The sequence below is a fragment of the Rhodococcus sp. WB1 genome, from assembly GCF_001700945.1.
Taxonomy (GTDB): Bacteria; Actinomycetota; Actinomycetes; order Mycobacteriales; family Mycobacteriaceae; genus Rhodococcus; species Rhodococcus aetherivorans.
Map to the genome: position 1 here is coordinate 655325 of NZ_CP015529.1, position 25500 is coordinate 680824.

Below are 25500 nucleotides of genomic sequence, written 5' to 3' on the forward strand. Positions count from 1 at the left end.
CCTCGATCCAGCCGGTTCAGTGGAACGTGCCGACGTGCTCTGCCTGGTGCAGCGCCCAGGCGGCGTTGACCAGTCCGATGTGGCTGAACGCCTGGGGGAAATTGCCCAGCTGTTCCCCGGTGGCGGAGTCGATCTCCTCGGCGAGCAATCCCACGTCGTTGACGTAGCCCACCGCGCGTTCGAAGACCTCGGCACCTTCGTCGGTGCGACCGGCCAGTGCGAGGGCCTGGGCGAGCCAGAAGGTGCACAGCAGGAAGGTTCCCTCCTGGCCCTCGAGGCCGTCCACCCCCGCCGCGGTGTGGTAGCGGTGAACCAGGCCGCGGGCGTCGGTGAGCCGCTCGCGGACGGCGTCGATCGTGGACAGCACCCGCGGGTCGTCCGGGGGAAGGAAACCGACGATCGGCAGCAGCAAGGCGGTGGCGTCGAGGTTCGATGCGCCGAAGGACTGCGTGAACGAACCGAGGGCCCCGTTCCACCCCTGCGTGAGCACCGCATCTCGGATCTCCTGGGCAGCGGCCGTCCATGCCTCGACATGGCCGTCGGCGTGGAGCCAGTCGGCCAGGGCGACAGCACGGTCGAGGGCCACCCAGCACATGACCTTGGAGTGCACGAAGTGCCTCGGCTCGCCGCGGACCTCCCAGATGCCGTTGTCGGGTTGGCGCCAGCGTGCCGCGGCGGCGTCGGCGAGGCCCACCAGGAAGTTTCGAGTCGGACTGTCGAGCGAGCCGACCTGGTCACGGAGCTGGGCGGCGGCGTCGAGCAATTCGCCGTAGGTGTCGAGCTGGGGCTGGGTCCAGGCACCGTTCCCCACCCGGACGGGCTTGCTGCCACGCCAGCCGGAGAGGTGCGGAAGGGTCCGCTCCGACAGGTCGTGCTCCCCGCCGATGCCGAACATGATCTGGAGGGGGCGGTTGGTGTAGGAGCAGGCAGCGGCAGTGGCCATGAAATCGAAGAACTCGTGTGCCTCGTCCGGACAGGCAGCGACCCACAAGGCCTGCATGGTCATGCTGGCGTCGCGCACCCAGGAGTAGCGATAGTCCCAGTTGCGCGCACCGCCGACCTGCTCGGGAAGCGAGGTGGTGACTGCCGCCACGATCGCGCCGGTGGGCTGGTAGCTCAAGGCCTGCAGCACCCGTCCCGAGTGGTGGACCAGGTCGCGCGCGCGGCCCTGGTAGGCCTGGTGCTGCGCCGACCAGTCCTGCCAGCCGGTCGTCGTGTCGTCGACCGCTGCCCTGACGGCGGCTCCGGGACGCACCGGCGGGACGGGTGCGCCGAGTGCCGCGTGCTGCAGCGCGAAGTACGCGCTCTCCCCGGCGTGCAGGTCGAACTGGGCCCGGGCTGCGCCGCCGCCGACCTCGAGGGGCACCGTGCTCGACAGGGTCAACCGGCTCGCCCCACCGGCGGCCGTGATCCCGCCGTCGACGGCGGTCAGTACCGGCGCGACGAGACCGTACTCCGGACGAGGCCGGAACAGCAGCTCCGCGCTGACGCTGCCGCGGGTGCAGGTGACGGTCCGGGCCAGCATGTGCGGCGCGTGCTCCCCCAGGCGATGGGGGTCCTGCGCATCCCCGAGGATCAGGGCATCGCGCAGCTCGAGGGTCCCCCCGCCGGTGTGGAAGAGCGTGCGAAGAACCATGCTGCCCTCGACGTACTCGCGCCGAACCCGGAATTCGCCGGCCGGCCGGATCGACCAGTGCCCGGCGTTGTCGTCGAGGATCGAGGCGAAGATCGAGGGGCTGTCGAAGCGGGGCATACACAGCCAGTCGATCGAACCGTCGGACGACACCAGTGCGGCCGAGTGCCGATCCGAGAGCAGTGCGTAGTCGCCGATGGGCAGCGAACTCATGCCGGTGCCGGCCCGGTCGTCGCCGTCGGTGCGTCGCGGGTCTCCCGGTCGGCGGGGTCACCGGCTGCGAGGGCGGTGTCCACCACGATCTCCGAGTGCACCGTCCGGTGCACCGGACAGCGGTCGGCGATGTCGAGCAGACGCTGCCGCTGTTGCTCGTCGAGAACACCGGCGAGGTGGATCACGCGTTCGATCTTGTCGAGCCGCCCGGTCCGGGTCTCGCAGTCCTCGCAGTCCGCGGCGTGGATCCGGCTGTGACGCAGGGAAACCGTCACGTTCTCCAGGGGCCATTGCTTGCGGTCGGCGTACATGCGCAGCGTCATCGACGTGCAGGCGCCGAGGGAGGCGAGCAGCAGGTCGTACGGCGAAGGCCCGGTGTCGTCACCCACCGGTGTGGGCTCATCGGCGGTGATCAGGTGCCGGCCGAGGGTGATGCGCTGCCCGAACCGGGTGGCTCCGTTCCCGGTGACCTCGACGACGCCTTCGGCCGAGGCCGGCGCGGTGGGCGCCTGGGCCGCAGTGTTCTCGTCGAGGTACCTGCTCGCCCATGTCGCCAGCAGCGAGGCGGCGAACCGGGCGTCGGACTGCCGGGAGAGCAGGTGGTCGGCGCCGTCGAGGGAGAGGAAGGACTTGGGGTGGCGGGCGGCCGCGAAGATCTGTCGGGCGTTGTCGATGCCGACCGTGTCGTCGGTGGGGGAGTGCATCACCAGCAGTGCGGTACCGGGCCGGTGGATCCGCTCGGTCCCGGCCGGGGCACCGATCGTGATCACGGCTCGCGTCTCGGGCACGTGCTCGCTCGCCGCGAGGACGGCCGTGCCGCCGCGGGAGTGGCCGATCAGGATGCTGGGAGCGGCATGGTGGGTGCGCAGGAAATCCGCCGCACGCACGAGGTCGGCGACATCGGGACCGGAGGTGGTGCCGGCACAGTCCCCGCCGGACCCACCGCGACCGGCGAAGTCGAAGCGCAGGACGGCGATGTCGTGCTCGGTGAGGACCTCCGAGATCCGCGCCGCCGCCGGTACGTCCTCGCTGGAGGGGAAGCAGTGCGCGAACAGTGCGAACGCGCGCGGCGTGCCCTCCGGCAGGTCCAGCCGGCCCGCCAGTTCCGTAGCGCCGGAGCCGGCGAAGTGGAGTCTCTCGCTGTGCATGCTGCCGCTCCCTTTCACCCTCTCGCCCGAGGCTATCTCGTCCTCGGGAAACCCGGTGAGAACCGCGGAAGATCCGCACCCGCAGGGGTGATCACGGCGTCTCGCCCGGTGCGCCGGGCCGCGGATCAGTACAGCGGGCCGCCGCCGAACGCGGCCCGATGCGAATCCGGTTGATTGCCTTCGACGTCGACGACCCCGTAGTCGAGGGCGGTCTCGGCGGTGATCAGGGTGCGCCCGCTGCGCTCGTTCACCTTCGGATCGTTCGCCAGCGCGACGATCACGCGGCCGACGAACTCCGGGGTCTCGGCGTTGGCGAGGGAGAAGCCCTCGAAGTTGTCGATGCCGCGGGCGAGCATCGCCTCGTTCTTCACCAGTCCCGGCCACAGCGACAGGGCGGTGACGCCGGTGCCGGCGAGATCGACGGCCATGTCGGCGGCCATCTTGTCGAGGCCGGCCTTCGAGATGCCGTACAGCACCGAGTGCAGGTAGCCGCGGGTGCCGAACGACGAGATGTTGACGATCATCCCGCTGCCGCGCGGCACCATCAGCTGCGCGGCGTCGACGGAGGCCACGTAGTGGGCGCGCAGTCCGACGCCGACGAGACTGTCCCAATCGCTGATCGGGCGTTTCCAGAACGGCTCGGAGAAGCCCGCGAACCCGGGCGGGCTCGCCCACACGTTGTTCACCAGCAGGTCCAGCCGGCCGCCCTGCTCGTCGGCGATGCGCCGGAACAGTGCCCGGATCTGCTCGTCGTCGGTGTGGTCGCACTGCACCGCGATGCCGAGCCCGCCGCGTTCGGTGACAGTCGCGGCGGTCCGGTCCAGGGGGCTGTCGGTGCCGACCGGGCCCCGCGCGGTGACGTAGACGGTCCAGCCGTCGGAGCCGAGGGCGCATGCGATGCCCTTGCCGACGCTGCGGCTCGCGCCGGTGACGAGGGCGACCCTGCGTTCGGTCATGTCAGAACACCACTTTCACGTCGTCGGTCAGGGCCCGTTCGATGGACCAGTGGACGCGCACGTGGCACCGGGCGATCTTCCACCTGCCGTCTTCGATCGCATAGTCGTCGTCGTAGTCGAGTGCGCTCACCCGCTCCGTGCGGGCACGCAGGTCGACCTGCCGGAACCGCAGCGTCCAGGCGCCGGTGGCGGTGCCGTCGCCGGTGAGTTCGATGCTGGGGTGCATGCCGTGGTGCATGTCGAGCACGATGTACCGGTCGTCGACGCGTTCGAGGGCGATGCGGGCGTAGACGTCGACGAGAGCGTCGGCGTCGTCGAAGCTGCCGAGGGCGGGGCCGTAATAGATGTCGGCGCCCGTCGCGACGAAACAGTCGCGCATGGCCTTCGGGTCCTTGGCGTCGCACGCGCGGAAGTACCGGTGCTTGAGCATCCGGATCTCCTCGAGCGCTTCGAGTCGGGCCAGTCGCTCTTCGACGGTCATGGCGTCGTCCTTCCGTCCTGCGGACACAGCGGCGAGCGGACCGTAGCGCCGGGGGGCTCCTCTCGGCATCGGTCGTCCCGGTGATCGGACCGTGGCGCCATCCTGTCATAGAACTTGTTGCAGAAATATCGACGTAACACCTTCCGTGGCGGTACACACGTGTGCAGAATGCTCGGCATGCCGATGCGCACCGCCCGACTGCTCACCGCGGCCCTGACGATGCTGCTCATGCCCCTCGTCGCAGGTCCCGTCGCGGCCGCCGCTCCGACGGGGTCCGTGTCAGGCACGGGCGACGACGGGTTCTACCTCCCGCCCGATCCGCTGCCCGCCGGTGCGGCCGGCGACGTCCTGCGCGCCGAACCGGCCGTCGCGCCGGCGCTCGACGCCACCGTCACCCGCGTGATGTACCGCAGCGAGAACGCCACGGGCGGCCCGACCGCCGTCACCGGCACGGTGTTCGTGCCGTCGCAACCCTGGGCCGGTGACGGCCCGCGCCCGACGATCGTCCTCGGCCCGGGCACGCAGGGCATGGGCGATCAGTGCGCGCCGTCGAAGTTGACCCATCACGCCCAGGAGTACGAATACCTGCACATCGTGCCGCTGCTCGCGCGGGGCTACGCCGTCGCGATGACCGACTACGAGGGCCTCGGCACACCCGGTGTGCATCCCTACCTGAACCGCGTCTCGCAGGGGCACGCCATGCTCGACATGGCCCGTGCCGCCCTGCGGCTGACCGACCGCGGCATCGACGAGGGCACCCGCATCGGCTTCTGGGGCTACTCACAGGGCGGCATGTCGTCGGCGGCGGCCGCGGAGCTGGCGGACACCTACGCGCCCGAGCTGCCCGTCGTCGCCGCGGTCGCGGGTTCACCGCCGGCGTCGCTCGCCGATCTCGCCGTCGCCGGCGACGGCTCGCTGCTCTCCGGCGGAATCGGCTGGGTGGTCAACGGATTCGCCGCCGCCTATCCGCAGTTGCGGGAGGAACTGCTGAGTGTGTTCAATCCCGCCGGACGCGACATCCTCGCGCGCGCCGAGACGTACTGCATCTACGACGCGCCGCGCATGAATCCGTTCTTCCCGACGACCTGGTACACGGTCGACGGCCGGCCCATCGCCGACCACCTGGCCGCCGAACCGTGGGCGTCGCTGGTGCACGAGCAGCAGCTCGGCAACATCGCCCCCGCCATCCCGACGTTCGTCGCGCAGAACACGACCGACGACTTCGTCCAGGTGAGCGGCGTCGACACCATGGTCGGGAAGTGGTGCGCGGGAGGCACATCCGTCACCTATCGTCGCTACGGCATCCTGCCGGTGCTCACCGGGACGGGTGCGGGTCACGGGATCGGCCTGATCCCGGCCGCCGTGGAAGGCCTGGACTGGATGGACCGGCGGTTCGCGGGCGCGCCCGACGAGAACACCTGCACCGGCTGACGGCCGCCGGCCGACCGCGGTGACATGATGCGGTCGACGACCGCGGTGACATGATGCGGTCGACGACCGCGGTGACATGATGCGGTCGACAACCGCAGCACCGGGAGGACCTCGTGATCGACGAATCGGAGATGACGCACCTGCGGCGGTGTGTGGAACTGGCGCGGGAGGCGCTGGACGCCGGCGACGAGCCGTTCGGCTCGGTGCTGGTGTCGGCCGACGGCACGAGCCTCGCCGAGGACCGCAACCGCGTCGCGGGCGGGGACCGGACCCGGCACCCCGAGTTCGAACTGGCCCGCTGGGCCGCCGAGCACATGGGCGAAGCCGAGCGCGCCGGCGCGACGGTGTACACGTCCGGCGAGCACTGTCCGATGTGCGCGGCCGCGCACGGATGGGTGGGGCTGGGCCGCGTCGTGTACGTGGCGTCCTCGGCGCAACTGGTCGGCTGGCTGGAAGAGCTGGGCGTGCCGCCGGCGCCCGTCCGGGCCCTGCCGATCCAGGAGGTTGCGCCCGGGGTGACCGTCGAGGGGCCGGTACCGGAACTCCTCGACGAGGTGCGTGCCCTGCATCGTCGGTGTCACGGACACGCGGTGTGACTGTTCCGTGACACGCTGGGTCACGGCCGGGTGACAGCCAATCGATGTTGATCACGGGTTGTGTTCGACTGCGGCGCTTTGCAGTTCCTGTACCCGTACCTGGGTCGACCATTGAACCGGTCGGGCTGGTCAACGGTCGAAAGGAACGCCCATGAAGGGCTCGAAGCTCGGACGCGCAGCGGTCGCCCTCGCGGCGCCGCTCGCATTGATGACGGGCCTCGCGCCCACGGCATCGGCAGTGGACCCCTACCCGTACGGCAGCTGGAGCGTGAGCGTGCGGGAGCACACGGTCACGGTCAAGTTCATCTACTACCGCGCCCCCGAGGCGGACTACCCGCACTACTGCAACGCGGTGATCAACGGAATCCCCGACGTGCGAGTGGCCGAGATCTACTACGCCGACTACGAAACCGTGAAGTTCGACAACGTGCCCGACGGCGACTACACGGTCGACGCGGACTGCCAGGACGACGACCACGTGTACCGAAGCGTCGGTTCGATCGACGTCTCGATCCCCGGCCCGGCGCAGACACGGTTCGTCGGCAGCCGCCACTTCTCCTTCGGCTGAGCGAACCGGCACCGGGGAAGGACTTGCTCGCATCTTCGGGATTCGCACAGGCCACGGCGTGGGCAGATTCCGAAGATGCGAGCAAGTCCATGTGCCCTCGACACCCTCCGGGCCGCCGCGTGATGGTGGACACGGTACGAGCGACGTCCCTACCATGCCGTTATGGCGGGGGAAGGGCCGCTCATCGGACGCGCAGGGGCCTTGCGTCTACTCGAGGCGGCGCTCGACGGTACCGACGGTTACCGCGGATGTGTGATCGCGGGCCAGGCCGGGGTGGGCAAGAGCCGACTGGCGCACGAGTTGGTGCTCCGCTCATCGTCGGCCGGCATCTCCGTGCGGTCGGCGGTGGGGACGGCATCGGCGCGGACGGTGCCGCTGGGGGCATTGGCCGGATGGTGTGACCACCCGACCTCCAACCCCCTTCAGCTGATCGACCAGCTCGTACAGTCGTCCACTTCCGAAAGCCCCGACGAGGTGTTGTCGATCGACGATGCGCATCTGCTCGACGAACTGTCGGCATTCGTGATCCACCATGCGGCGTTGCGAGGGACTGCCCGGCTGATCGTCACGGTACGGTCCGGGGAGCCGGCACCTGATGCCGTCACCGCCCTGTGGAAGGACGGCATGCTGCTGCGGCTCGATCTTCAGCCCTTGTCGCGATCCGAGTCCGACGCACTGCTCGCCAGTGTGCTCGGCAGTCCTGTAGACGAGAAGTCGGCATCGAAGATATGGGATCTGACGCGCGGCAATGCCTTGTACCTGCGGCATCTCGTCTCACAGGAGGTAACCAGCGGCCGACTTCGAGAATGTCACGGATTGTGGTTCTGGCAGGAGGAATTCACCGTTTCCGACAGTATTGCGGACCTGCTCGGCGAACAGATCCGCCGCCTCCCGGAGGCGGTGCGCACGGTTCTGGACTTGGTTGCGGTGGCGGAACCGTTGCCCGTCGCGGTGCTGTCGGAGCTGTCCGACCTCGATGCGGTGGAAGAGGCGGAGAACCGCGGGCTGATCCGAATAGACGCAGCAAGTCGGCCGAGAGCTGCGCGAATGGCTCATCCGCTGTACGGAGAGGTGCGTCGAGCACGTGCCGGGGACACGCGACTGCGGCGCCTGCGAGGGCGTGTCGTGTCGGCGCTCGCGGCTCTCCCCCCGTCCGGACCCGAGGACGTCGTACGGCGGGCGGTCCTGCACGCTGACTCGGACCTGCCGATCGACCCGGACCTGTTCCTGCGCGCCGCTCGGGGCGCGATGGCGCTGCTGGATCTGTCCCTCTGCGAGAGGCTGGCACATGCGAGTTCGCTCGCCGGAGGCGGGGCCGAAGCCGACCTCTGTCGTGCTCACGCCCTCCTGCTGCTGAACCGGGGAACCGAGGCCGAGGATGTGCTCGCCGCCATGCCGCTCGAAAGCCTGACGGACGATCGGTTCGCGCGTCTGCTGACGCTCCGGGCTACGAACATGCTGTGGATCCTGGCGCGGCCGGAGGAGTCGAAACGGATCGTCGACAACGCGCTCGGCGACGCCCCGCCGACCGTGGCGGAGTCGTTGCGCGCCGTTCGCGCCGTACAGAGAGCTGTCGCGGGTGATCCCCTGGCCGCACTCGAACTCGGCCGGGATATCGACACGACACGGGTGCCCGCGTCGGCGGCGATGTGCGCGATCTGGGGAACTGTCATCGCGGCAGGGGATGTGGGCGAGTGGAACCTGGCCTCGGAGACCGCATCGAAGGGCTACAGACTGGCGGAATCCTGGCAGGAAGCCTCGTACCAGCGCGTAGGCCTCGTCGAGTTCCACGTCGACGCGATGCTCCTCGCCGGCGAGGTGGCCGAAGCCGAAGTCGTTGCCGCTCGAACCTACCGCGAGTGCATTCGGCTCCCCGGTGTGACGAGCGCGGTGGGAACCGCGATCGCGGGCATGGCCGCCCTCGGGGGCGGGCGGCTGGCACTCGCCCTCGAACGCCTCGATCGGGCCTTTGCCGAGTTCACGTCGCTCGACTACCCGGTCCTGATGTATCGGTACGGCATACTTCTCGCTCAGGCACTGGCGATGGCAGGTCGCGGTACTGCGGCGACGGCGCTGCTGTCCAGCGTCGACCAGAACCGGCACCCGGCCTTCGACTTCGTCGACTCGGAGCGGTTGCTCGCCCACGCCTGGGGCCATGCGGCGCTGGGGGCGGTCAGCACAGCGGCGGCGGTCGCGCTCCGGGCCGCGGAGTTCGCCGCCGAGCATCGGCAACATGCCCGGGAAGTGATGTGCCTACAGGTCGCAGTTCACCTGGGGGACGTGACGGGAAGAAGGCGGCTGGCGCATCTTGCGGAGAGCACGAGAAGTCGTCGCGCGTGCATCGCGGCCGCATTCGCCTCCGCTGCGTCCGACCACGACGGAAAGGCGTTATCCGAGGTTGCAACGCAATTCGAGGAAATGGGGGATACGGCTGCAGCGGCTGATGCCGCTGCGCGCGCCGCTCTCGCGTTCGCTCGCGCGAATCTGCGCGGGTCGTCGTTGACACTGGGCGCCCGCGCGCAACGCCTTGCCCGGGAATGCGGAGGGCTGACCACCCCCGCCCTCCGCGAGACGGCGGACCGCGACCTTCCCCTGACGCCCCGTGAGCGCGAGATCATTTCGATGGTGATGCGGGGACTGACGAACCGTCAGATTGCCGAAGCGCTGACGATGTCGGTACGAACGGTTGAAGGCCATCTGTATCGGGCACAGAAGAAGACCGGAACCCGCAACCGGCACGAGCTCGCGGCTCTGCTGCGCGAGCAATGCCGTTGACGCACAACCGACACGGGAGACCGATGTCATCGATTGGGGTGGGTGCCCAGGAGTTCTCCGAGCTCGTCCCGGCTGCAGACCCCGGTTCTCCGGCAGGCGCGGTACAGATGACCTTCCACGGTGCGCACGGAAACCCCCAGTCGCTCGGCGATTTCCCGATTGGACAAGCCCCGTTGCACGAGCGCCACGATCTCTCGCTGGCGTCCGGTCACCGGAACCGGCTCCAGATTGGCCCGCAACGCGGGGATGCTCGCTCCCTCGCACGCGTCAGCCAATCGTCGGGCGACGGCACACGCAGTCAGCGCGGGCCCGCGGCGGCCGGCCCGCCGGAAGTTCGCGGCGGCGTGGGCCGCGGCGTCCGCAGCCGCGACGAGATCTCCGAAGACCTCGTACGCACGGGACGCTTCGAGCAGTGCGTCGCCGTCCCGTCCGGCCAGCGCGGTCGCGTGGGCAGCGGCGGCAGCCACCCGTGGACCCGAGACGACGGTCGGTGCGCGGTTGTCGGTCTCCACTACAACGAGCCTGCTCGCTTCGGCTGCGTCGAGTGCGGCGGGATCGACCACTGTTCGCAACACCGCGAGGTCGAGGGGCTCGCAGGTGGACAGAACGTCGAGCACCTCGCAGACCGACGCCGACTGCCGGCCGATGCTCGCTTCCACCAGACCGAGAAGGGTCGGTGACAGGCCCGACGGACCTGGCCACAGCCAGACGCCCGACGACTGCGTCAGCCGACCGCTTGCATATTCGTCTTCCAGGAGGTGGCGCAGATAGAGCACATTCCCCTGCGTGCAGGCCCAGAGTCGCTCGGCGCTGGACGCCTCCATCGGAGCTTCGAGCACCGTCTCGACGAGCGTGCGTGTGTCGTCCCGGGACAACGGACGCAGGTCGAGTCTGCGCAGCGGTCCATTCTTGCAGCACCGGACGAGCGCATCCGGCCAGCGTTCGCCGGCGCGGATGGTCAGAACCACTGTCGCCAGTCCGTGGAGCACAAGCCGGTGGACAACAAATGCCGACATGTCGTCGAGCAGGTGTGCATCGTCGACACCGACCACCAGATGCGGCCGGTCGGGTCCACCGACCAGCCCGGTGAGAACGTCATGAACTCGCATGAGCGGGTCAGCACCGAAGTCGGTGACGACGTCGGTGAACGCACCCAGCGGGACGCTTCGGGACGACTCCGTTCCTGCCGTCCAGTAGGTACGGCATCGGCGGGTGCGCGCCTGCTCCAGGGCCTCGCGCGCGAGCCGGGTCTTGCCGACGCCAGGTGCTCCGGCGATGACGATGCCGGCGCAGGAGCTGTCCCCGGCGATCACTGTGCGGACGATTCGCAGTTCGTCCCCCCGGCCGGTCAGCGGCCACGCGCTGATCACATGCGAATTCTAGGTCACCACAGCAGCGGTGCTCCACCGTCGGGCCACACCTGCAGGGCATCTGGTTCGGCCTCGGCGATGCGCGCGGATCCCTCCGGCGCGTCCGGGTCCACGTACCCGGCGAGCGGTTCGTCACCGGCAGCCCCTGCCCGCATCCGCAGCGCTGCCGCGTACGGCTTCGGCAACTCCTTCGACATCGCGTCCCAGGTCTCGAAGCTCTCGTTCATGCATCGAGGGTTGCGCCGCGGCACGGGGACGGCACGCGTAGGGAGGTACTCCATTCGGATCCGTCCCGGCCGGAACGGTACGTCCCCCTCGTGCCCCATGCGTACCCCGGCTCGGCGCGAGGGCCGGACTGGGGTAGCGCACTACTCGCGTCCCCCGGCGGCGGGCGTCCGATGCTGAGTATGCGGTCCGGAGATTCGGCCCCGCCCGGGGGCGGTCACCACCGCGTCACACTACTGCTCGGTCCTGCCGGACCACCCGAACGACAAGGACAGCCATGTCATGCAACAGCATCCGCGGCCCAGTGGCACCGCGGCAGCCGGGCCGAACGCCCGCGCCGTGCACATCGTCACGGGAGCCACCAACCGTCCGGGGAACGTGGCTGCTGGGCTCCACGAGGGAGCTGCTTCGCGATCCCCTCGAACTCGGTCTGCGCGGGTACGCCGAGGGAGGCGACGTCGTACGCTACGCCGTCGGGCTGCCGGGCCGGCGCCGCGAGTTCTTCACGGTCAACCACCCGGACGGGGTGGGGGAACTGCTGAACGCTCCGAACCACCTCAACTACCGGAAGGACTCGGAGTTCTACCGCGCGATGCGCGACCTGTACGGGAACGGCCTGGTCACGAGTCAGGACGAGACATGGTTGCGTCAGCGTCGATTCATCCAGCCCCTGTTCACCCCGCAGAGCGTGGACGGCCACGTGACGACGATGGTCGACGGAGCCGAGCGTGTGGCCATCCGGTGGCACAACTGTCCGAGTCGCCTCGTCGACCTCGGTGCGGAGATGACGGCGCTGACGCTCGGTGTCGCCGCTCGCATCCTGTTCGGCGTGCAGGCGCCCCAGATGCTGCCGGTGCTGCGCACGACGTTGCCCGTCCTCGGACGTGCCGTCCTGCAGCGGGGTGTGTCCGCGGTTCGGTTTCCCTCTGCGTGGCCGACGCCCGGTAATCGGAGAATCGCGCGCGCGGAATCCCGTCTCGACGGGCTGTGTGACGCGATTATCGAGCGCCGCCGCGCCGCCGCTGAGCCGGGGGTCGACCTGATCGGGCGCCTGGTGGCGGCCCAGGAAGGCGGTGACGCGTTGTCCACCGCTGAGATTCGCGATCAGGTCAAGGTGTTTCTGCTGGCCGGACACGACACGACGGCCACCATGTTGACGTTCGCACTCCACCTGCTCGGCAAGAACGCGGGTGTGCAGAATCGAGCTCGGGACGAAGCCGAACAGGTGCTGGTCGGCGGAACACTGACGGCCGCCGATGCCCACGCGCTGACGTATACGACGATGGTGCTCAAGGAGGCCGCGCGGATGTACCCACCCTCGCCGTACCTGACGCGGCGGGCCGTCGAGGAGAGGGAGGTGTGCGGGTATCGGATCCCTGCCGGTGCGGACGTCAACCTGGCGCCGTGGGTGGTGCACCATCGTGCCGATCTGTGGCCGGAGCCGTTCCGGTTCGACCCGGAGCGTTTCACCCCGGACAGCGAGAGGGAGCGTCACAAGTATGCGTGGTTCCCATTCGGTCACGGCCCCCGTGGCTGTATCGGTCAGCGCTTCGCGATGCTGGAGGCGGCTGTAGCCCTGGCGATCCTGGTGCGTGAGTTCGAGTTCTGTTCCCTTTCGGGCTCGGTGGCGCTCACCACCGATCTGCTGCTGCACCCGGCCGGTGAGGTGCCGTGCCGCGTCCGCCGGCGCGTACCGGTGCGCCCGGCGAACCGTCACACGGACCAGTGGCCGTGAGAGGACTGTGGAAACGGGCACAGACGGTTGATTCCCCGAGGTAGTGGCGCCTACCCGCCCCATCACGGATTCGTGCGCGTTTCCGGAGGTTGCGCGGTGCATGCCGTGGGCAGATTCCGAAGGTGCGAGCGAATCCGTGCGTCCTTGACATGCGCCGGGCCACACCCCAAACTGACAACGTGCGTAGTCAAAGCGAGCTCGTCCCGCTCGGCCCCGACAGCCTGACGTGGAAGTACTTCGGCGGCTGGCGCGGAATGTTGTTCGGCCCCTGGGCCGGATCGATGCAGAACATGCACCCGGGCCTCGGCGCGGCCGTGGAGGAGCACTCGCAGTTCTTCGCCGAGCGCTGGGAACGCCTGTACCGGTCGCTGTACCCCATCTACGGCGTCGTCTTCGACGGCCCGCGCGCCCCGGGGACCGCCGCCCAGGTGCGTGGCTACCACGACACAATCAAGGGGATAGACAAGAAGGGCCGGCGCTACCACGCCCTCGACCCCGACACGTTCTACTGGGCGCACGCGACGTTCTTCTACAGTCTCGTGGTCTCGATCGAGTGGTTCGACGGCCCGCTGTCCCTCGCGGACAAGCACAGGCTGTTCGACGAGCACGTCCGGTGGTACCGGCTTTACGGGGTGTCGATGCGACCCGTCCCCGGCAGCTGGGAGGACTTCCTCGCCTACTGGGACCGCATGTGCCGGGAGGTGCTCGAGGACAACAAGGCGACCCGCGACGTGCTGGACCTCTCGCACCTCGAGCGGCCGCCGTTCCTGCGGTGGGTGCCCGCGAGTGTGTGGACGGTGCTGCGGCCACCGATGACCTGTGGGTTCCTCTGGCTGACGATCGGCCTGTACGACCCGCCGGTGCGCGCGCTGCTGGGCTACACCTTCTCCGAGCGGGAAGAACGGCTGCACCGCGCCATCGGCCGCTCGATCGGGCTGGGGGAGAAGCTGATTCCGCGACGCTACCGCTACCATCCGCGGGCCCGGGCCGGCTGGGACCGCGCATCGGGCCGCATCCCGGCGGACGCGCCCGTCGTGCACACGCCCGATCGCAACCTGCCGCCGGCGCATCTGCTGGACAGTCCGATGCACTACACGGGGGCACACGAGAATGTGAGCGGCGGCACGCGCTGAACCGTCGCGGGCGGTGGCGTCATGGCTGGACCGCTCGCAGGGGTGCCGGAATCCGGTCAGGGGCGCAGTAGGACCTTGGTGGCGCGCCGCTTGTCCATGGCTGCGTAGGCTTCGGCGACCTGCGCGAGGGGCAAGGTGAGGTCGAAGACCTTGCCGGGCTCGATGCGTCCGTTCCAGACCCGGTCGAGCAGGTCGGGGAGGTAGGCGCGCACCGGGTCTTCCAGAACATGTGCTGTTGCGGAAGGTCGGTGACGTGGGGGACACCGACCCAGCCCACCATGGCACCCGGGCGGGTCGAGCGCAGCGCTTGCAGAACGCCCACGTCACAGGCCCGATGGTGCACCCGGGCGATCTTCCGCACCTGCAAGCCCTCGCCGCCCGCATCCAGGCCGGCGAACCACCCCCGACCGAACTGGTGCGCCTGCACGGACCCGGCGGCCGGTGGCGAAGGCTCAGGTCACCGTGCGGCCGTTCCAGCTCGACGACGGACCCGCACACGTCGATCTGACCCTGGTCCAGATCACTCGCACGCTCGACCGGTACCGACCGCCGCCGTCCGTGCAGGGACGTGTCGTCTGCGCAGGTGAGCGAGTTGCCGACACGGCCGGTGCAGCCGGCACCGCCGGATCGGGGAACGAACCGTGCCGGCGCAGGGGATGGCATAGTGACCAACCGGGTACGCGCCAGGTGGAAGGGGTGGTGATGAGGGGCCGCAAGACGGGGGCAGGGGTGTGGGCGCTGGGGGTTGTCGTGGCGCTGGCCACGCAGACCGGCTGCGGCTGCCCGGCGTCGGCCCCCCTTGTCGCCGGCCAGCTTCTGGTCGCCTGCGGCGACAACCCCGAACGACTGACCAGCGAACAGCAGTTCGCTGCCCTGTGCGGAACTGCACCCATCCCCGCGTCGTCGGGCCAGCATCAGCGGCACCGACTCTCCCGGGGCGGCGACCGCACCGCCAACTCCGCGATCCATCGGATCGTGCTCGTGCGGATGTCCGCCGGCGACACGCGCACCGTCGACTACATCGCGCGACGCACGACGGAAGGGTAAATCCGAGCGCGAGATCATCCGGTGCCTCAAACGCTTCGTCGCGCGCGAAGTCTTCAAAATCATCCGGAGTCCGCAACCGGGGGCACGCACCGACACGGGCCGACTCCGACAACGTCGCCGAACACTGGCCATCCCGATCACCACGGCGGCGAACGCACTCGAGGTTCCCTACCAGCGTCTACGACGTCTGGAAATCGGGCAACGCCCCGACCCCGATCTCGCCGCCACCTACTCGCGGTGGCTCACCGACCGCGAACAGCAGTCCAGCTCCCAACCCCTGGCTGACACGGCTTGACACCAATAGGAGCATCCATCTTCATGGACGCAACCCATTCTCGACCCACGTGTATCCACCGCGAGCGCGGTGGCGCGGGTGCCGGCGGATGCGGATGCGGCATGGAGGAGGCCGTTGCCGGTGGCAAGGACGCGCATACGAACCTTCTCGCCCGCGGCCATCGGCGTGTGCAGGGCAACCGCTATCCGGCCCCGTCCGGGGACGACACTCCCTTGGCGGTGGATTTGCTGGTGCCGCTGACGGCCGGCGGGCGCATTGATGCCGTGTACGTCGGGGAGTACGGGTTCGACGTCATCCCGGGTTGAGCCTCGCGCCGGACGCCGCACCGGTCGAGGTGTCGATCCACGCCCCTGCATCGAGGAGACACGCTGGTCTTCGATGCACTGCTTCCGGACGTCGAGGCAGCGGTCGTTCTGAAGACACTCGCGTGGCACAGCCGATCGGCCGCAAACGATATCGGCGATCTCTGCTCGCTGATGACCATCGGGCACGAGCACAAGCCGCGACTGCCGGGGTAGAAGCTCGGTACCGCCCGGAGCGGAACACGTGGGGATGCTGCGCGGGCGTTGTACGTCTTGGTGGCGATGATCGATCGACAGCAGAGGATCGAGGGGCTGACCATGCCGGTCAGAGCACGCCTCGCGAGGCGCAGCGCACGATGTCACCAGCAGAAGATCAATTCGACGAGGACATGTGACCAGGAACAAGATCCTTCCACGCCACGCCACGCCACGCCACGCCACGCCACGCCACGGGATGGTATGGCTACCTGGGGGGCGGCGATGCTGTGGCCACGCCCGTGAGCTGGTTTACCACGTCCGGGCGGATCTGACCCAGCGCTGGGCGCCGGTGCGCTCGCCGCCCTGGACGTATCGGAGCTGCGCGACGGCGAACCGCCCCCACAGAACCTGCCACCGACAGCACAGCTCGCACTCGCCGCAGAGCGGTAATCGCGCTGCCGCAGCCGCGGCACGGCGTCGACCTCAGTCCACAACCGTAAGGGGACTTCGTCCAGTTGGCTCGATGGCCGTCACGTACGGCGATGCGGTTCGCCGACCTACCTGGACGCGAAAGTGCGAGGGCACAAGAGCATGTCAGGGAAATGATGTCAGCCAGGGAGAACAAACTATTGACCTTCCGATCGGAAGGGATTAAATTCATCGGTCAAGCGGATCCGAGTTCGTGATCGGGCCCCACGCCCGCGGCGCCTAGCCGCGTGTCGTTGTCGGCAACTCGGTGCGAGGAGTGTGCCCCCATATGGCTGTCAATTCCACTGGTAGAAAACGGTTATCGAGCAGGAACATCCGAGTGGCCGGCGACTCGACGAGGGTATGCAGCTGTCGAGGGGCAAATTCACCTGAGAGTCGGCCATCCGGGGTAACGACCTGGTCCCACTGCAGAACTCTCCTGTCGAGATATATCCTCCGGCAGAAACTCTCGCCCGAGTTTCCTTGTTTGAGCTGCAGTTCGCGGGCCATCGGATCGGCACGGCGGGCGACTGGCCGGACGTGCTGGTCGCGACCAAGACGGCCGAGCAATACCTGCGTTGTCGATTCGCGGAGCGGGCGGAAATCGCCGAGGCGAACGTCACCGCATTTCACGCCGACTACGCGTTCGAGGACACCACCGAGTCCTGCGCATCGCGATATGAGGTCGCGACGGCGAATCTGCCGGAGGGGCGGAACCGTACAGTCTCCGAGAACCTTGCGCTCGCCTACGGACTGCTGATCGGAGCCCGCAGCGCGGGCAGGCCGCTGTTCCTCTGCGTGACCGGGTCATGCCCGCGTTGGACCTGCGGCAGGGACTTGCGCGCCACCAGTCCCACGGAGCGTGGACCTTCCAAGCCGAGGACGAGAGTGCGGCGATCGTTGCCGCGGTGGGTGCCTCCTTCGGAGGTCACTTGGTTGTGACCTCGTGCCGCTGGACGGGGTGGACGCTGGTTCTCTGGTGGTCCACGACGCTCACGACGAGGATCCGTCGATCGCATTCATGCTCGCGCGTCTGCCGGACCGGCAGGGGCGAGTCGTCCCGGTCGGCAGCTTCTGCGACGTGGCCCGGCCCGCGTCCGACGATCTGGTCAAACGAGCAGATCGCGCAGGCCTGCACCGGGACCGCGTCGGACCTGGCCGCGGTCATCAGCGGCGGCGACAGCCGGTTGGTGGGTTCGGGCGTACGGCGGTGACCCATCTCCCATCCGGAACGACCACACGAAGGAGTAGGAAGTGATCATCGATCAAGTAGGCGTCGTGGGTGGTGGCCTCATGGGGACGGGCATCGCGCGTGTCTGTGCGCTCGCCGGCGCCGATGTCGCGGTCTGCGAGGTGGACGCCGAGCGGGCGGAGGCGGCGCGGGCACGCACCGAACGTTCGCTGCGGCGCGCCGCGGCGGCGGGCAAGATCACCGACGCAGACTGCAACGGTGCGTTGGGGCGGCTGCACTACACCGCATCGCTCGAAGACCTCGCCGAACGCGAGTTGGTCATCGAAGCCATCGTCGAGGACGAGCGGGCCAAGACGGACCTGTTCGCCGCGCTCGACAAAGTGGTCGTCAGCCCGTCCGCCGTGCTCGCCTCGAACACCTCTTCCATCTCGATTACCAAGCTGGCCGCCGCAACCACGCGCCCGGAACGGGTTGTCGGTCTGCATTTCTTCAATCCCGTACCCGCGCTGCGCCTGGTGGAGCTGGTACCGACGCTGCACACCCAGGCGGCGACGATCGACCGAGTCGAGCGGTTCGCCAGCGATGACCTCCGGAAGCTGGTGATCCGCTCGCAGGACCGCGCGGGGTTCGTGGTGAACGCGCTGCTGACCCCGTACCTGCTGTCCGCGGTACGCATGCTCGAGGCGGGATTCGCGGCGGCCGAGGACATCGACCGCGGCATGGTCGAGGGCTGCGCGCACCCGGTCGGCCCGCTGTCGCTGGCGGACTTCGTCGGACTGGATATCCTCCTCGCTGCCTCGACCTCGATGTACGAGGAGTTCCGGGATCCGGGTTTCGCGCCACCGCCGTTGCTGCTGCGCATGGTCGAATCCGGATTCCTCGGTGAGAAGACCGGCCGCGGCTTCTTCACCTACTCGTGATGCCCAGTTTCGAAGGAGCTTCCATGCCCTCAGCCAACTCCTACGCGGGATTCACCGTGTCCCCGAAGGCGACGTGGTCGCTGGCCGGTGCGTCCGGTACAGGCGGTGATGCCACCGCGCCGAGCACCCTGATATGGCCGCTGCGCCGGGCCGCTCGACTGCATGGCGACTCGATTGCGATAGTCGATGGGGCGACGCGACTGAGTTATGCGCAGTTGTGGTCCTGGTGCGACCGGCTGGCCGCGGGTTTGGCGGGGCGCGGGGCGGTTCGGGGTGACCGGATCGGCATCCTTGGAGCCAACAGTGCCGAGTATCTCGCCGCCTACTTCGGGGTACCGGCTGCGGGTTACGTGCTGGTCCCACTGAATGCGCGTCTCGCCGACGCCGAGATGATTGCGATCATCAATGACTGCGAGCCGGTGATCGTGGTGGCGGACGAGGCTCATCTCGCCCGCGCCGAGTCGCTGTCGGCATCGACCGATGCCACCGTCGTGGACTTCGGACGGTTGCTCGGCGAACCGATCGAGTGCACCGCCTCGGACGGTGGGAGCGAGGTCGGTGCCCAGGATCTCGCGGCAATCTTCTACACCGGAGGTACGACGGGACGGGCGAAGGGAGCGATGCTTACCCACGGCAATCTCACCGCGAACGCGCTGCACATGATCGCGGGACTCGGCTATCGCTCCGATGACGTCTATCTGCACTGTTCACCGATGTTCCATCTCGGCGACGGGATGTCGACCTATCCGATGACCTGGGTGGGCGGACGACACGTCGTAATTCCGCGTTTCGAGCCCGAGGCCGTGGTCGATGCGATCGAGACTGAGGGGGTGACCTGTACCTTCCTGGTGCCGACGATGCTCACGCTGCTTCTCGAGTACCTGGACGGGACGGACCGAGATCCGAACCTGTCGTCGCTGCGTGTCGTGGTGCACGGCGGTGCGCCGATCGCGCCGATGCTGCTGAACAGGGCGATGGAACGGCTGGGATGCTCCTTCACGCAGTCGTATGGCATGACCGAGGCCGGGCCGATCCTGAGCTTCCTCCCCGACGAGGGCCTGCTGCTCGGCAGCCGGATCCTGAATTCCGCCGGGCGTCCGGTGGTCGGGGTCGAGGTGCGGGTGGTGCGGCCGGACGGAACGGACTGTGAGGTCGGCGAGACCGGCGAGATCATCGGTCGGGGACCGAACTTCGCGGTCGGGTACTGGCGGCAGCCGGAGGTGACCCGGGAGCGGTTCCGCGACGGCTGGTACTGGACGGGGGACTTGGCCTATCGCGATGAGGATTTCTACCTCTACATCGTCGGTCGGGCCGGTGATGCGATCATCAGCGGTGGTGAGAACGTCTATGCCGCAGAGGTAGAAGCCGTACTTGCTCAGCATCCGGACCTGGTCGAAGCCGCGGTGATCGCGGTGCCGTCATCTCAGTGGGGTGAGCAGGTCCACGCCGCCGTCGTGATCCGGCCGGGAGCGGCGACGACCGAGGCGGATCTCGATCGGCATTGTCGCGCACTGATAGCCGGCTACAAGATCCCGCGCTCGTACGAGTTCCATACTCAGCTCCCGCGCACCGGGCCTGGAAAGATCGACAAATTGGCATTGCGGCGTCCGCATTGGACGGCGCATGGAAGGGACGTGTCATGATCACATCGGATGGTGGGGAGAACAGGGTCGCGCTCGTGACCGGTGCCTCTCGTGGAATCGGAGCGGCCTGTGCTTTGCGTCTTGCGGCGCAGGGGTACGCAGTCGCGGTGAACTTCGCGCGGTCCGGCCATGAGGCGGAGTCGGTTGTGAAGCAGATCCGTGCCGACGGCGGGCGGGCCGTGGCGATTCGGGCGGACGTAGGGGCGGAGGGCGCGGGCGAGGAGCTCGTGGGTGAGACGGTGCGTCGGCTCGGGCCACCGCTGGTGGTGGTCAACAATGCCGGGGTTCAGCGGTCCCGGGCGATGATCCGTCAGACGCGTGACGAATTCGACCAGATGCTCGACATCAATGTCCGTGGGGCCTGGTCGGTGACCCGCGCCGCGCTGCCGCACATGTACGACGCGGGCTGGGGACGCGTGGTGTTCGTCAGCTCGGTTCTGGGTGCCACCGGTGGGCCCGGCGACACCGGGTACGGCGCTTCGAAGGGGGCGTTGCTGGCGATGTCGAAGAGCCTGGCGCTCGAGGTCTCCCGACGCAATATCACCGCCAACGCGGTGCTGCCGGGAACGATCCTTACCGACATTGTCACCGACGTCGATCCGGCGGTGCTCGAAGCCAATATCGCGGCGATCGCCGCGCGGCGCGGGGGTGAGCCCGAGGAGGTGGCGGCCGTCGTCGCTTTCCTGTGCTCTCAGGACGCCTCCTATGTCAGTGGTGCGGAGGTCGTGGTGCACGGCGGTGGGTGGCTCACGCTTCCGCCGTCGAAATAGCACTGGTGGCATCGGATTCGAAACACGGAGGTAAGGACAAGTGCAGTACGGAATCGGCTTGTACACCGGGCAGGTACCTCCGGGCGAGGACCTCGGGTTCCACGACGAGTACGCCCGGATCATCGAGCAGGCGACTCTGGCCGAAGAGGCGGGCCTGGACTCGATCTGGTTGAGCGAACACCACGGGGCGACGGACGGATATCTTCCCTCGTTGTTGCCGATCGCGGCGGCGATCCTCGGTGCGACGACCCGGTTGGTGGTGGGGACGGCGGTGCTGCTGGCACCTTTCCACAATCCGCTTCGGCTGGCGGAGGACGTTGCGGTCCTCGACCAGATGTCGGGGGGCCGTTTCATCCTTGGGATGGGAACTGGGTGGCGGCGCGGCGAGTTCCGGTCTTTCGGGGTGAACATGGCGACCCGCGGACGGGCACTGGAGGAGACCGTCGAGATCCTCCGGCGGGCGTGGCAGGGGGGCCGATTCGGGTTCGAGGGGCGGGTGCACCGGATCGACAGCGCGATCGTCAGGCCCGAGCCCTTCACGCCCGGCGGGCCGCCGATCTGGCTCGGCGGGACGGGGCCGCGGGCACTGGATCGGGCCGGCCGCCTGGGGGACGGATTCTTCGGGGTCTGTACCCCGTTCGACCCCGCCATGGCGACCTTCTCCCAGGTACTCGAGTCTGTGCCTGAGCACCGGCGAGCGGGTTTCTCGTTCGGCCAGCTGAGGTCCGGTTTCATCGCGGACGACCCCGAACTCGGTTGGAAGCTCACCGGGCGCGGTATGACCTACACGATGGACGTGCACGCTCGGTGGGCTGCGGAGGAAGCCGGCAATGCGGTCGAGGTGGACACGATGCTCACGCCGGAGGAGGTTGTGCGGCAGTACAACCTGATCGGCACACCCGATGAGGTCACCGCGGCGTTGCGGCCGTACGAGCAGCGCTTCGCGGCGCGCACCGATTCTCATCTCTGTTTCCGGCTCTATCATCCCTACATGCCGCAGGACGCGGTGCTGGACGCGGTCGGTACGTTCGGTAGGGTGGTGGTTCCCGCCCTGCGCACCTCGGCCGGCGGTGGGCCGCAGCCGGGGTGATTGCGGGGCACGCGCCGCACCTACTGGAGGAAAGCCCGTGCCACCCAAGCGCTCCGCCGAGCGGCATGCCGAGGTCCTCGACGCTGCCATTGAGCTGATCCGCCAGAAGGGCATCGACGGGACGAGCCTGCAGGACATCGCCGATGCGGTCGGTATCAAGAAGGGCAGCCTGAACACCTACTTCTCCTCCAAGGAGGAGCTGGTCGAGCTGATCCAGGCCAGATTCACCGAGGTGGCGGAGCGGGAGCTGCGCATCATCGGGGAGCGCACCGACCTGACACCCGATCAGCGGCTGCGTGAACTGCTCTATTTCCATGCCGAGCACTGCACCCTGCGGGTCTCCTCGCCGGTGCTGGTCGGCTTCATGCAGCTGTGGACGTCGTCCTCGTCGCCGGGTGGACGTCACCAGCCGTCTGTGGTGCGCGAGTACCAGCGCGTCTTCGAGGACGCCGTCGCGCAGTGTGCGCGTAAGCGCATCTTCCGGAAGATCGATCCCGTGCTCACCGTGAACGGGCTCATGGGCAGCATGAGCTGGTGTGCATTCTGGTACAACGAGGACGAGCACGGACCGTTGCGGCCGCTTGTGGACGAGATCATCGATATGGCCTTCGACGGCCTGCGCGCGAAGGGCTGACGCGCCGCGGGCACGGGCGGTAGCCGACCGCCTGCGCCCGTGGCGTGTGCTGGCGGTCAGCGCTGCGCGAGGCGGGCGCCCGCGTCGAGTCGGATGACCTCGCCGTTGAGCATCTCGTTGGTGATCACCGCACAGGCCAGGTCGGCGAACTCGTCCGGGCGGCCCAGGCGTCGCGGGTGGGCGACCGCGGCCGTCAGCTGGTCCTGCAGGTCGGTTGGCAGGTCCGTGGTCAGTGTGGTCTCGAATGCGCCGGGGGCAATTGTGGCGCAGCGGATTCCGTACTGGGCGAGTTCGCGGGCGGCGGGGAGGGTCATGCCTGTGACGCCGGCTTTGGATGCCGAGTACGCCAGCTGGCCCTGCTGACCTTCGAACGCGGCGATGCTCGCGGTGGTGACGATCACGCCGTTTTCCGTGTCGGCCCGCTGGTTCTTGCTCATGTGCCAGGCGGCGGCGCGCAGGACGTGAAACGTTCCCCGCAGGTTGACGTCGATCACATGGTTGAACCGTTCGGGGGCGACCGGTCCTTGCTTGCCGATGAGTCGGAATCCTCCGGCGACGCCCGCGCAATGCACGACGATGTCGACCCGGCCGAAGGTGCGAACCGTGGTGTCGAATGCGGCGTCGACCTCGTCGGGGGAGATCACGTTCGCGGCGAGGGGGAGCCAGGTTTCGCTCGGGGTGCCGGGTGGGGCGGACAGGTCCAGCGCGGCGATCCGGGCGCCGCGTTGGGCGAGCATCTGCGCGGTGGCCTCTCCTAGTCCCGCCGCGGCTCCGGTGACCACGGCAACTGCTCCGGCGATCTGCATGTCATCCTCCTGTGTGATTCAAGCCTCAATCCGATCGGAATGTGATCTACGTCTTGTCCCGAGCGAGAATCGGCGTTACCCTTCCATTCGACAGGATAACAGCCGGTGCCTCGGAGGCGAGGCTCTAGATACCTGAAATCTATTGGCCTAGAGGTCAATCCAGTCCGTCACGGCGTGGCGTCGACAATGATGGAGGATCCGCATGCTGTCGCATGAAGACAATGAACTCCTGACCCGGGTAGACGGGGAAGCGCCGATGGGGGCGTACCTCCGCGAATACTGGACACCCGCAGTCCGCTCCCAGCGGTTGATCGCCGACGGCGTTCCCGTGCAGGTCCGACTCTTCGGCGAGGACTTCGTGGCCTTTCGCGCCACGGACGGCAGGGTCGGCTTCCTGGACGAGTCGTGCCCGCACCGGGGGGCCTCGCTCGCGCTGGCCCGGAACGAGGACTGTGCACTGCGGTGCATCTACCACGGCTGGAAGATCGACGTGTCGGGCGCCGTTGTCGAGGTGCCGTCCGAGCCCGCCGATCGACTGGCGGACATGGCCGACAAGATCACGATCGGCAAATACCCTACCCGGGAGGCCGGCGGCGTGGTCTGGGTGTACCTCGGGGTGCACGACGACCCGCCCGAGTTCCCCCGGTTCCCGTTCGACAAGGTACCGGCCGACCACGTGCGGGCCCTGGTCGCCGAGACGCACTGCAACTGGCTGCAGGCAGTCGAGGGGACCCTGGACTCCTCACACGTGTCGATCCTGCACCAGGCCTGGTTGGGGCAGAGTACCGGCAGCCTGGGCAAGGCGGCGGAAGACTCCGCACCACGATACGAATCCGACGAGACGGGTTACGGCATCCGCTTCGCCGCGATCCGGCACTCCGGCGACGATCAGCATGTGCGGGTGACCGAGTTCGTGATGCCCTGGATGGCCTACATCCCGACCGGCGACGAAGATCGGGTCGCCATCATCGGAACCCCCATCGACGACGAACACTCCCGCCAGTGGTTCATTCGGTGGAACGACGACCATCCGCTCACCGAGGACACCGACACCCACTTCTGGTACCGGGACCTGACGGGGGCGCCGGACGACTTCACCGAGCTGGTCCGGGGCAAGGGCAGCTGGGGGCAGGACCGCTCGCTCATGTCCGACGGACACTTCTCCGGCTTCACCAATCTCATTCTCGAAGATGTCGCGATCCAGGAGAGCCAGGGGCCGATCGTCGATCGTTCCAAGGAGAAGTTGGGCACCAGCGACATCGCGGTCGTGAAGACGCGCCGTCTGATGCTGGATTCCGTTCGAGCACACCAAGAGGACGGGACAGTGTTCGGTCGGAAGGATCCGCTCGCCCGGCCCGGCACCGCCGGCGTGGCGATAACGATCGAGACCACCGGAGACTGGCGTACCGCCGCGGCCGGCGAGGCCCGGTATGTCTAGCCCCGGCCGTGCCGGCTTCGCGGACTGGCAGGCGATCCGCGCCCTCACCGCAAGCTACAACCGCTGTTTCGACAGGTCGGACGCGCAGGGTTGGGCGTCGACCTTCATCCCGTCCGGCCGCCTCGAGGTCGCCGGCGAGGGGGTCGCCTACGCGGGGCACGACGAACTCCGCGACTTCTGCTCGTCCCGGGGATGGGGGATCCTGCACATGACCCTCGACCCCGAGGTCACCGTCGACGGTGACCTCGGCGAGCAGCGCTGCAATCTCGTGATGTTCCGGCGGTACGAAAACCGGGAGCGGCCGACCCTGCTGGCGACGGGGCGGTACACGGACACCCTGATCCGCACCCCCGAAGGGTGGCGCTTCGAGTGCCGGGTCGTCGAGTTGGACAATCGGCTGGGCTACACACCGGAAGGGCCGAAATGACATACA

Annotated in this window: 24 protein-coding genes and 1 pseudogene; 16 read left to right on the top strand and 9 right to left on the bottom strand. The window is 68.3% G+C overall.

Annotated elements, in window-relative coordinates; all coding sequences use genetic code 11:
• Positions 1–16 precede the first annotated feature (16 nt).
• The 4 genes from A4U64_RS03085 to A4U64_RS03100 all read right to left on the bottom strand — a co-directional run bounded on the left by A4U64_RS03085 (position 17) and on the right by A4U64_RS03100 (position 4431).
• Positions 17–1846, bottom strand: a complete 1830-nt coding sequence (locus A4U64_RS03085; RefSeq protein WP_065922130.1) for a glycoside hydrolase family 15 protein — start codon at positions 1844–1846, stop codon at positions 17–19.
• Positions 1843–2994: a bifunctional alpha/beta hydrolase/OsmC family protein gene (locus A4U64_RS03090; protein ID WP_065922131.1), complete on the bottom strand. Its 1152-nt coding sequence runs from the start codon at positions 2992–2994 to the stop codon at positions 1843–1845. The genes A4U64_RS03085 and A4U64_RS03090 overlap by 4 nt, the downstream gene beginning before the upstream one ends.
• Positions 2995–3119: 125 nt before the next feature.
• Positions 3120–3950: an SDR family NAD(P)-dependent oxidoreductase gene (locus A4U64_RS03095; protein ID WP_006945887.1), complete on the bottom strand. Its 831-nt coding sequence runs from the start codon at positions 3948–3950 to the stop codon at positions 3120–3122.
• A gap of 1 nt (position 3951) precedes the next feature.
• Positions 3952–4431 (bottom strand): nuclear transport factor 2 family protein, encoded by a 480-nt coding sequence (locus tag A4U64_RS03100; protein WP_043798437.1) that lies wholly within the window; start codon positions 4429–4431, stop codon positions 3952–3954.
• A gap of 168 nt (positions 4432–4599) precedes the next feature.
• Here A4U64_RS03100 and A4U64_RS03105 point away from each other — a divergent pair, with 168 nt between their 5' ends.
• From A4U64_RS03105 to A4U64_RS29115, 4 genes are all read left to right on the top strand, one after another.
• On the top strand, positions 4600–5862 hold the full coding sequence (locus A4U64_RS03105; protein WP_065922132.1) for a lipase family protein: 1263 nt from the start codon (positions 4600–4602) through the stop codon (positions 5860–5862).
• 113 nt (positions 5863–5975) lie between these two features.
• Entirely contained in the window at positions 5976–6458 is a 483-nt protein-coding gene (locus A4U64_RS03110; RefSeq protein ID WP_065922133.1) for a nucleoside deaminase, read from the top strand.
• Between the two features lie 151 nt (positions 6459–6609).
• A complete protein-coding gene (locus A4U64_RS03115; RefSeq protein ID WP_065922134.1) occupies positions 6610–7026 on the top strand; it encodes a hypothetical protein in 417 nt (138 codons plus the stop codon).
• Between the two features lie 162 nt (positions 7027–7188).
• The gene (locus A4U64_RS29115; protein ID WP_065922135.1) at positions 7189–9801 is read left to right on the top strand and encodes a helix-turn-helix transcriptional regulator; all 2613 of its coding nucleotides are present in this window, start codon (positions 7189–7191) and stop codon (positions 9799–9801) included.
• A 26-nt stretch (positions 9802–9827) separates the two neighbouring features.
• Here A4U64_RS29115 and A4U64_RS03125 read toward each other — a convergent pair whose 3' ends face one another.
• Both A4U64_RS03125 and A4U64_RS03130 read right to left on the bottom strand, forming a co-directional pair.
• Entirely contained in the window at positions 9828–11171 is a 1344-nt protein-coding gene (locus A4U64_RS03125; RefSeq protein ID WP_065922136.1) for a helix-turn-helix domain-containing protein, read from the bottom strand.
• 14 nt (positions 11172–11185) lie between these two features.
• Entirely contained in the window at positions 11186–11398 is a 213-nt protein-coding gene (locus tag A4U64_RS03130) for a hypothetical protein (RefSeq protein WP_043798425.1), read from the bottom strand.
• A 275-nt stretch (positions 11399–11673) separates the two neighbouring features.
• On the opposite strand from A4U64_RS03130, the gene A4U64_RS03135 reads away from it, so the two are divergent.
• Together A4U64_RS03135 and A4U64_RS03140 are read left to right on the top strand one after the other, a co-directional pair.
• Entirely contained in the window at positions 11674–13131 is a 1458-nt protein-coding gene (locus A4U64_RS03135; protein WP_084648584.1) for a cytochrome P450, read from the top strand.
• 254 nt (positions 13132–13385) lie between these two features.
• Complete coding sequence (locus A4U64_RS03140; RefSeq protein ID WP_231772972.1) at positions 13386–14264, top strand: oxygenase MpaB family protein; 879 nt, start codon at positions 13386–13388, stop codon at positions 14262–14264.
• A 56-nt stretch (positions 14265–14320) separates the two neighbouring features.
• On the opposite strand, the gene A4U64_RS29185 is transcribed toward A4U64_RS03140, so the two are convergent.
• The gene (locus tag A4U64_RS29185; RefSeq protein ID WP_326839323.1) at positions 14321–14476 is read right to left on the bottom strand and encodes a hypothetical protein; all 156 of its coding nucleotides are present in this window, start codon (positions 14474–14476) and stop codon (positions 14321–14323) included.
• A gap of 592 nt (positions 14477–15068) precedes the next feature.
• On the opposite strand from A4U64_RS29185, the pseudogene A4U64_RS29190 reads away from it, so the two are divergent.
• The 3 genes and pseudogenes from A4U64_RS29190 to A4U64_RS28125 form a co-directional block, all read left to right on the top strand.
• A pseudogene (locus A4U64_RS29190) lies at positions 15069–15399 on the top strand (transposase); the annotation flags it as partial.
• 308 nt (positions 15400–15707) lie between these two features.
• Positions 15708–15911, top strand: coding sequence for a hypothetical protein (locus tag A4U64_RS03150; RefSeq protein WP_065922140.1), 204 nt, complete (start codon positions 15708–15710; stop codon positions 15909–15911).
• A gap of 1146 nt (positions 15912–17057) precedes the next feature.
• Positions 17058–17516, top strand: a complete 459-nt coding sequence (locus A4U64_RS28125; RefSeq protein ID WP_157127557.1) for a hypothetical protein — start codon at positions 17058–17060, stop codon at positions 17514–17516.
• Here A4U64_RS28125 and A4U64_RS03160 read toward each other — a convergent pair.
• Positions 17503–17793, bottom strand: a complete 291-nt coding sequence (locus A4U64_RS03160; RefSeq protein WP_157127558.1) for a hypothetical protein — start codon at positions 17791–17793, stop codon at positions 17503–17505. The genes A4U64_RS28125 and A4U64_RS03160 overlap by 14 nt on opposite strands.
• A gap of 74 nt (positions 17794–17867) precedes the next feature.
• On the opposite strand from A4U64_RS03160, the gene A4U64_RS03165 reads away from it, so the two are divergent.
• The 5 genes from A4U64_RS03165 to A4U64_RS03185 are packed head-to-tail and all read left to right on the top strand — an operon-like array spanning position 17868 to position 22823.
• Complete coding sequence (locus A4U64_RS03165) at positions 17868–18686, top strand: 3-hydroxybutyryl-CoA dehydrogenase (protein WP_198163419.1); 819 nt, start codon at positions 17868–17870, stop codon at positions 18684–18686.
• Positions 18687–18709: 23 nt separating this feature from the next.
• A complete protein-coding gene (locus A4U64_RS03170; RefSeq protein ID WP_198163376.1) occupies positions 18710–20329 on the top strand; it encodes a class I adenylate-forming enzyme family protein in 1620 nt (539 codons plus the stop codon).
• Positions 20326–21099, top strand: a complete 774-nt coding sequence (locus tag A4U64_RS03175) for an SDR family NAD(P)-dependent oxidoreductase (protein WP_065922144.1) — start codon at positions 20326–20328, stop codon at positions 21097–21099. Before A4U64_RS03170 ends, A4U64_RS03175 begins: the two co-directional genes overlap by 4 nt.
• Positions 21100–21139: 40 nt before the next feature.
• Positions 21140–22189: an LLM class flavin-dependent oxidoreductase gene (locus A4U64_RS03180; RefSeq protein WP_065922145.1), complete on the top strand. Its 1050-nt coding sequence runs from the start codon at positions 21140–21142 to the stop codon at positions 22187–22189.
• Positions 22190–22226: 37 nt separating this feature from the next.
• A complete protein-coding gene (locus A4U64_RS03185) occupies positions 22227–22823 on the top strand; it encodes a TetR/AcrR family transcriptional regulator (protein ID WP_065922146.1) in 597 nt (198 codons plus the stop codon).
• Between the two features lie 56 nt (positions 22824–22879).
• Here A4U64_RS03185 and A4U64_RS03190 read toward each other — a convergent pair whose 3' ends face one another.
• Positions 22880–23629: an SDR family NAD(P)-dependent oxidoreductase gene (locus tag A4U64_RS03190; protein WP_065922147.1), complete on the bottom strand. Its 750-nt coding sequence runs from the start codon at positions 23627–23629 to the stop codon at positions 22880–22882.
• Between the two features lie 256 nt (positions 23630–23885).
• On the opposite strand from A4U64_RS03190, the gene A4U64_RS03195 reads away from it, so the two are divergent.
• Both A4U64_RS03195 and A4U64_RS03200 read left to right on the top strand, forming a co-directional pair.
• A complete protein-coding gene (locus A4U64_RS03195) occupies positions 23886–25067 on the top strand; it encodes a Rieske 2Fe-2S domain-containing protein (RefSeq protein ID WP_198163378.1) in 1182 nt (393 codons plus the stop codon).
• A complete protein-coding gene (locus tag A4U64_RS03200; protein ID WP_065922149.1) occupies positions 25060–25494 on the top strand; it encodes a nuclear transport factor 2 family protein in 435 nt (144 codons plus the stop codon). The genes A4U64_RS03195 and A4U64_RS03200 overlap by 8 nt, the downstream gene beginning before the upstream one ends.
• Positions 25495–25500 lie beyond the last annotated feature (6 nt).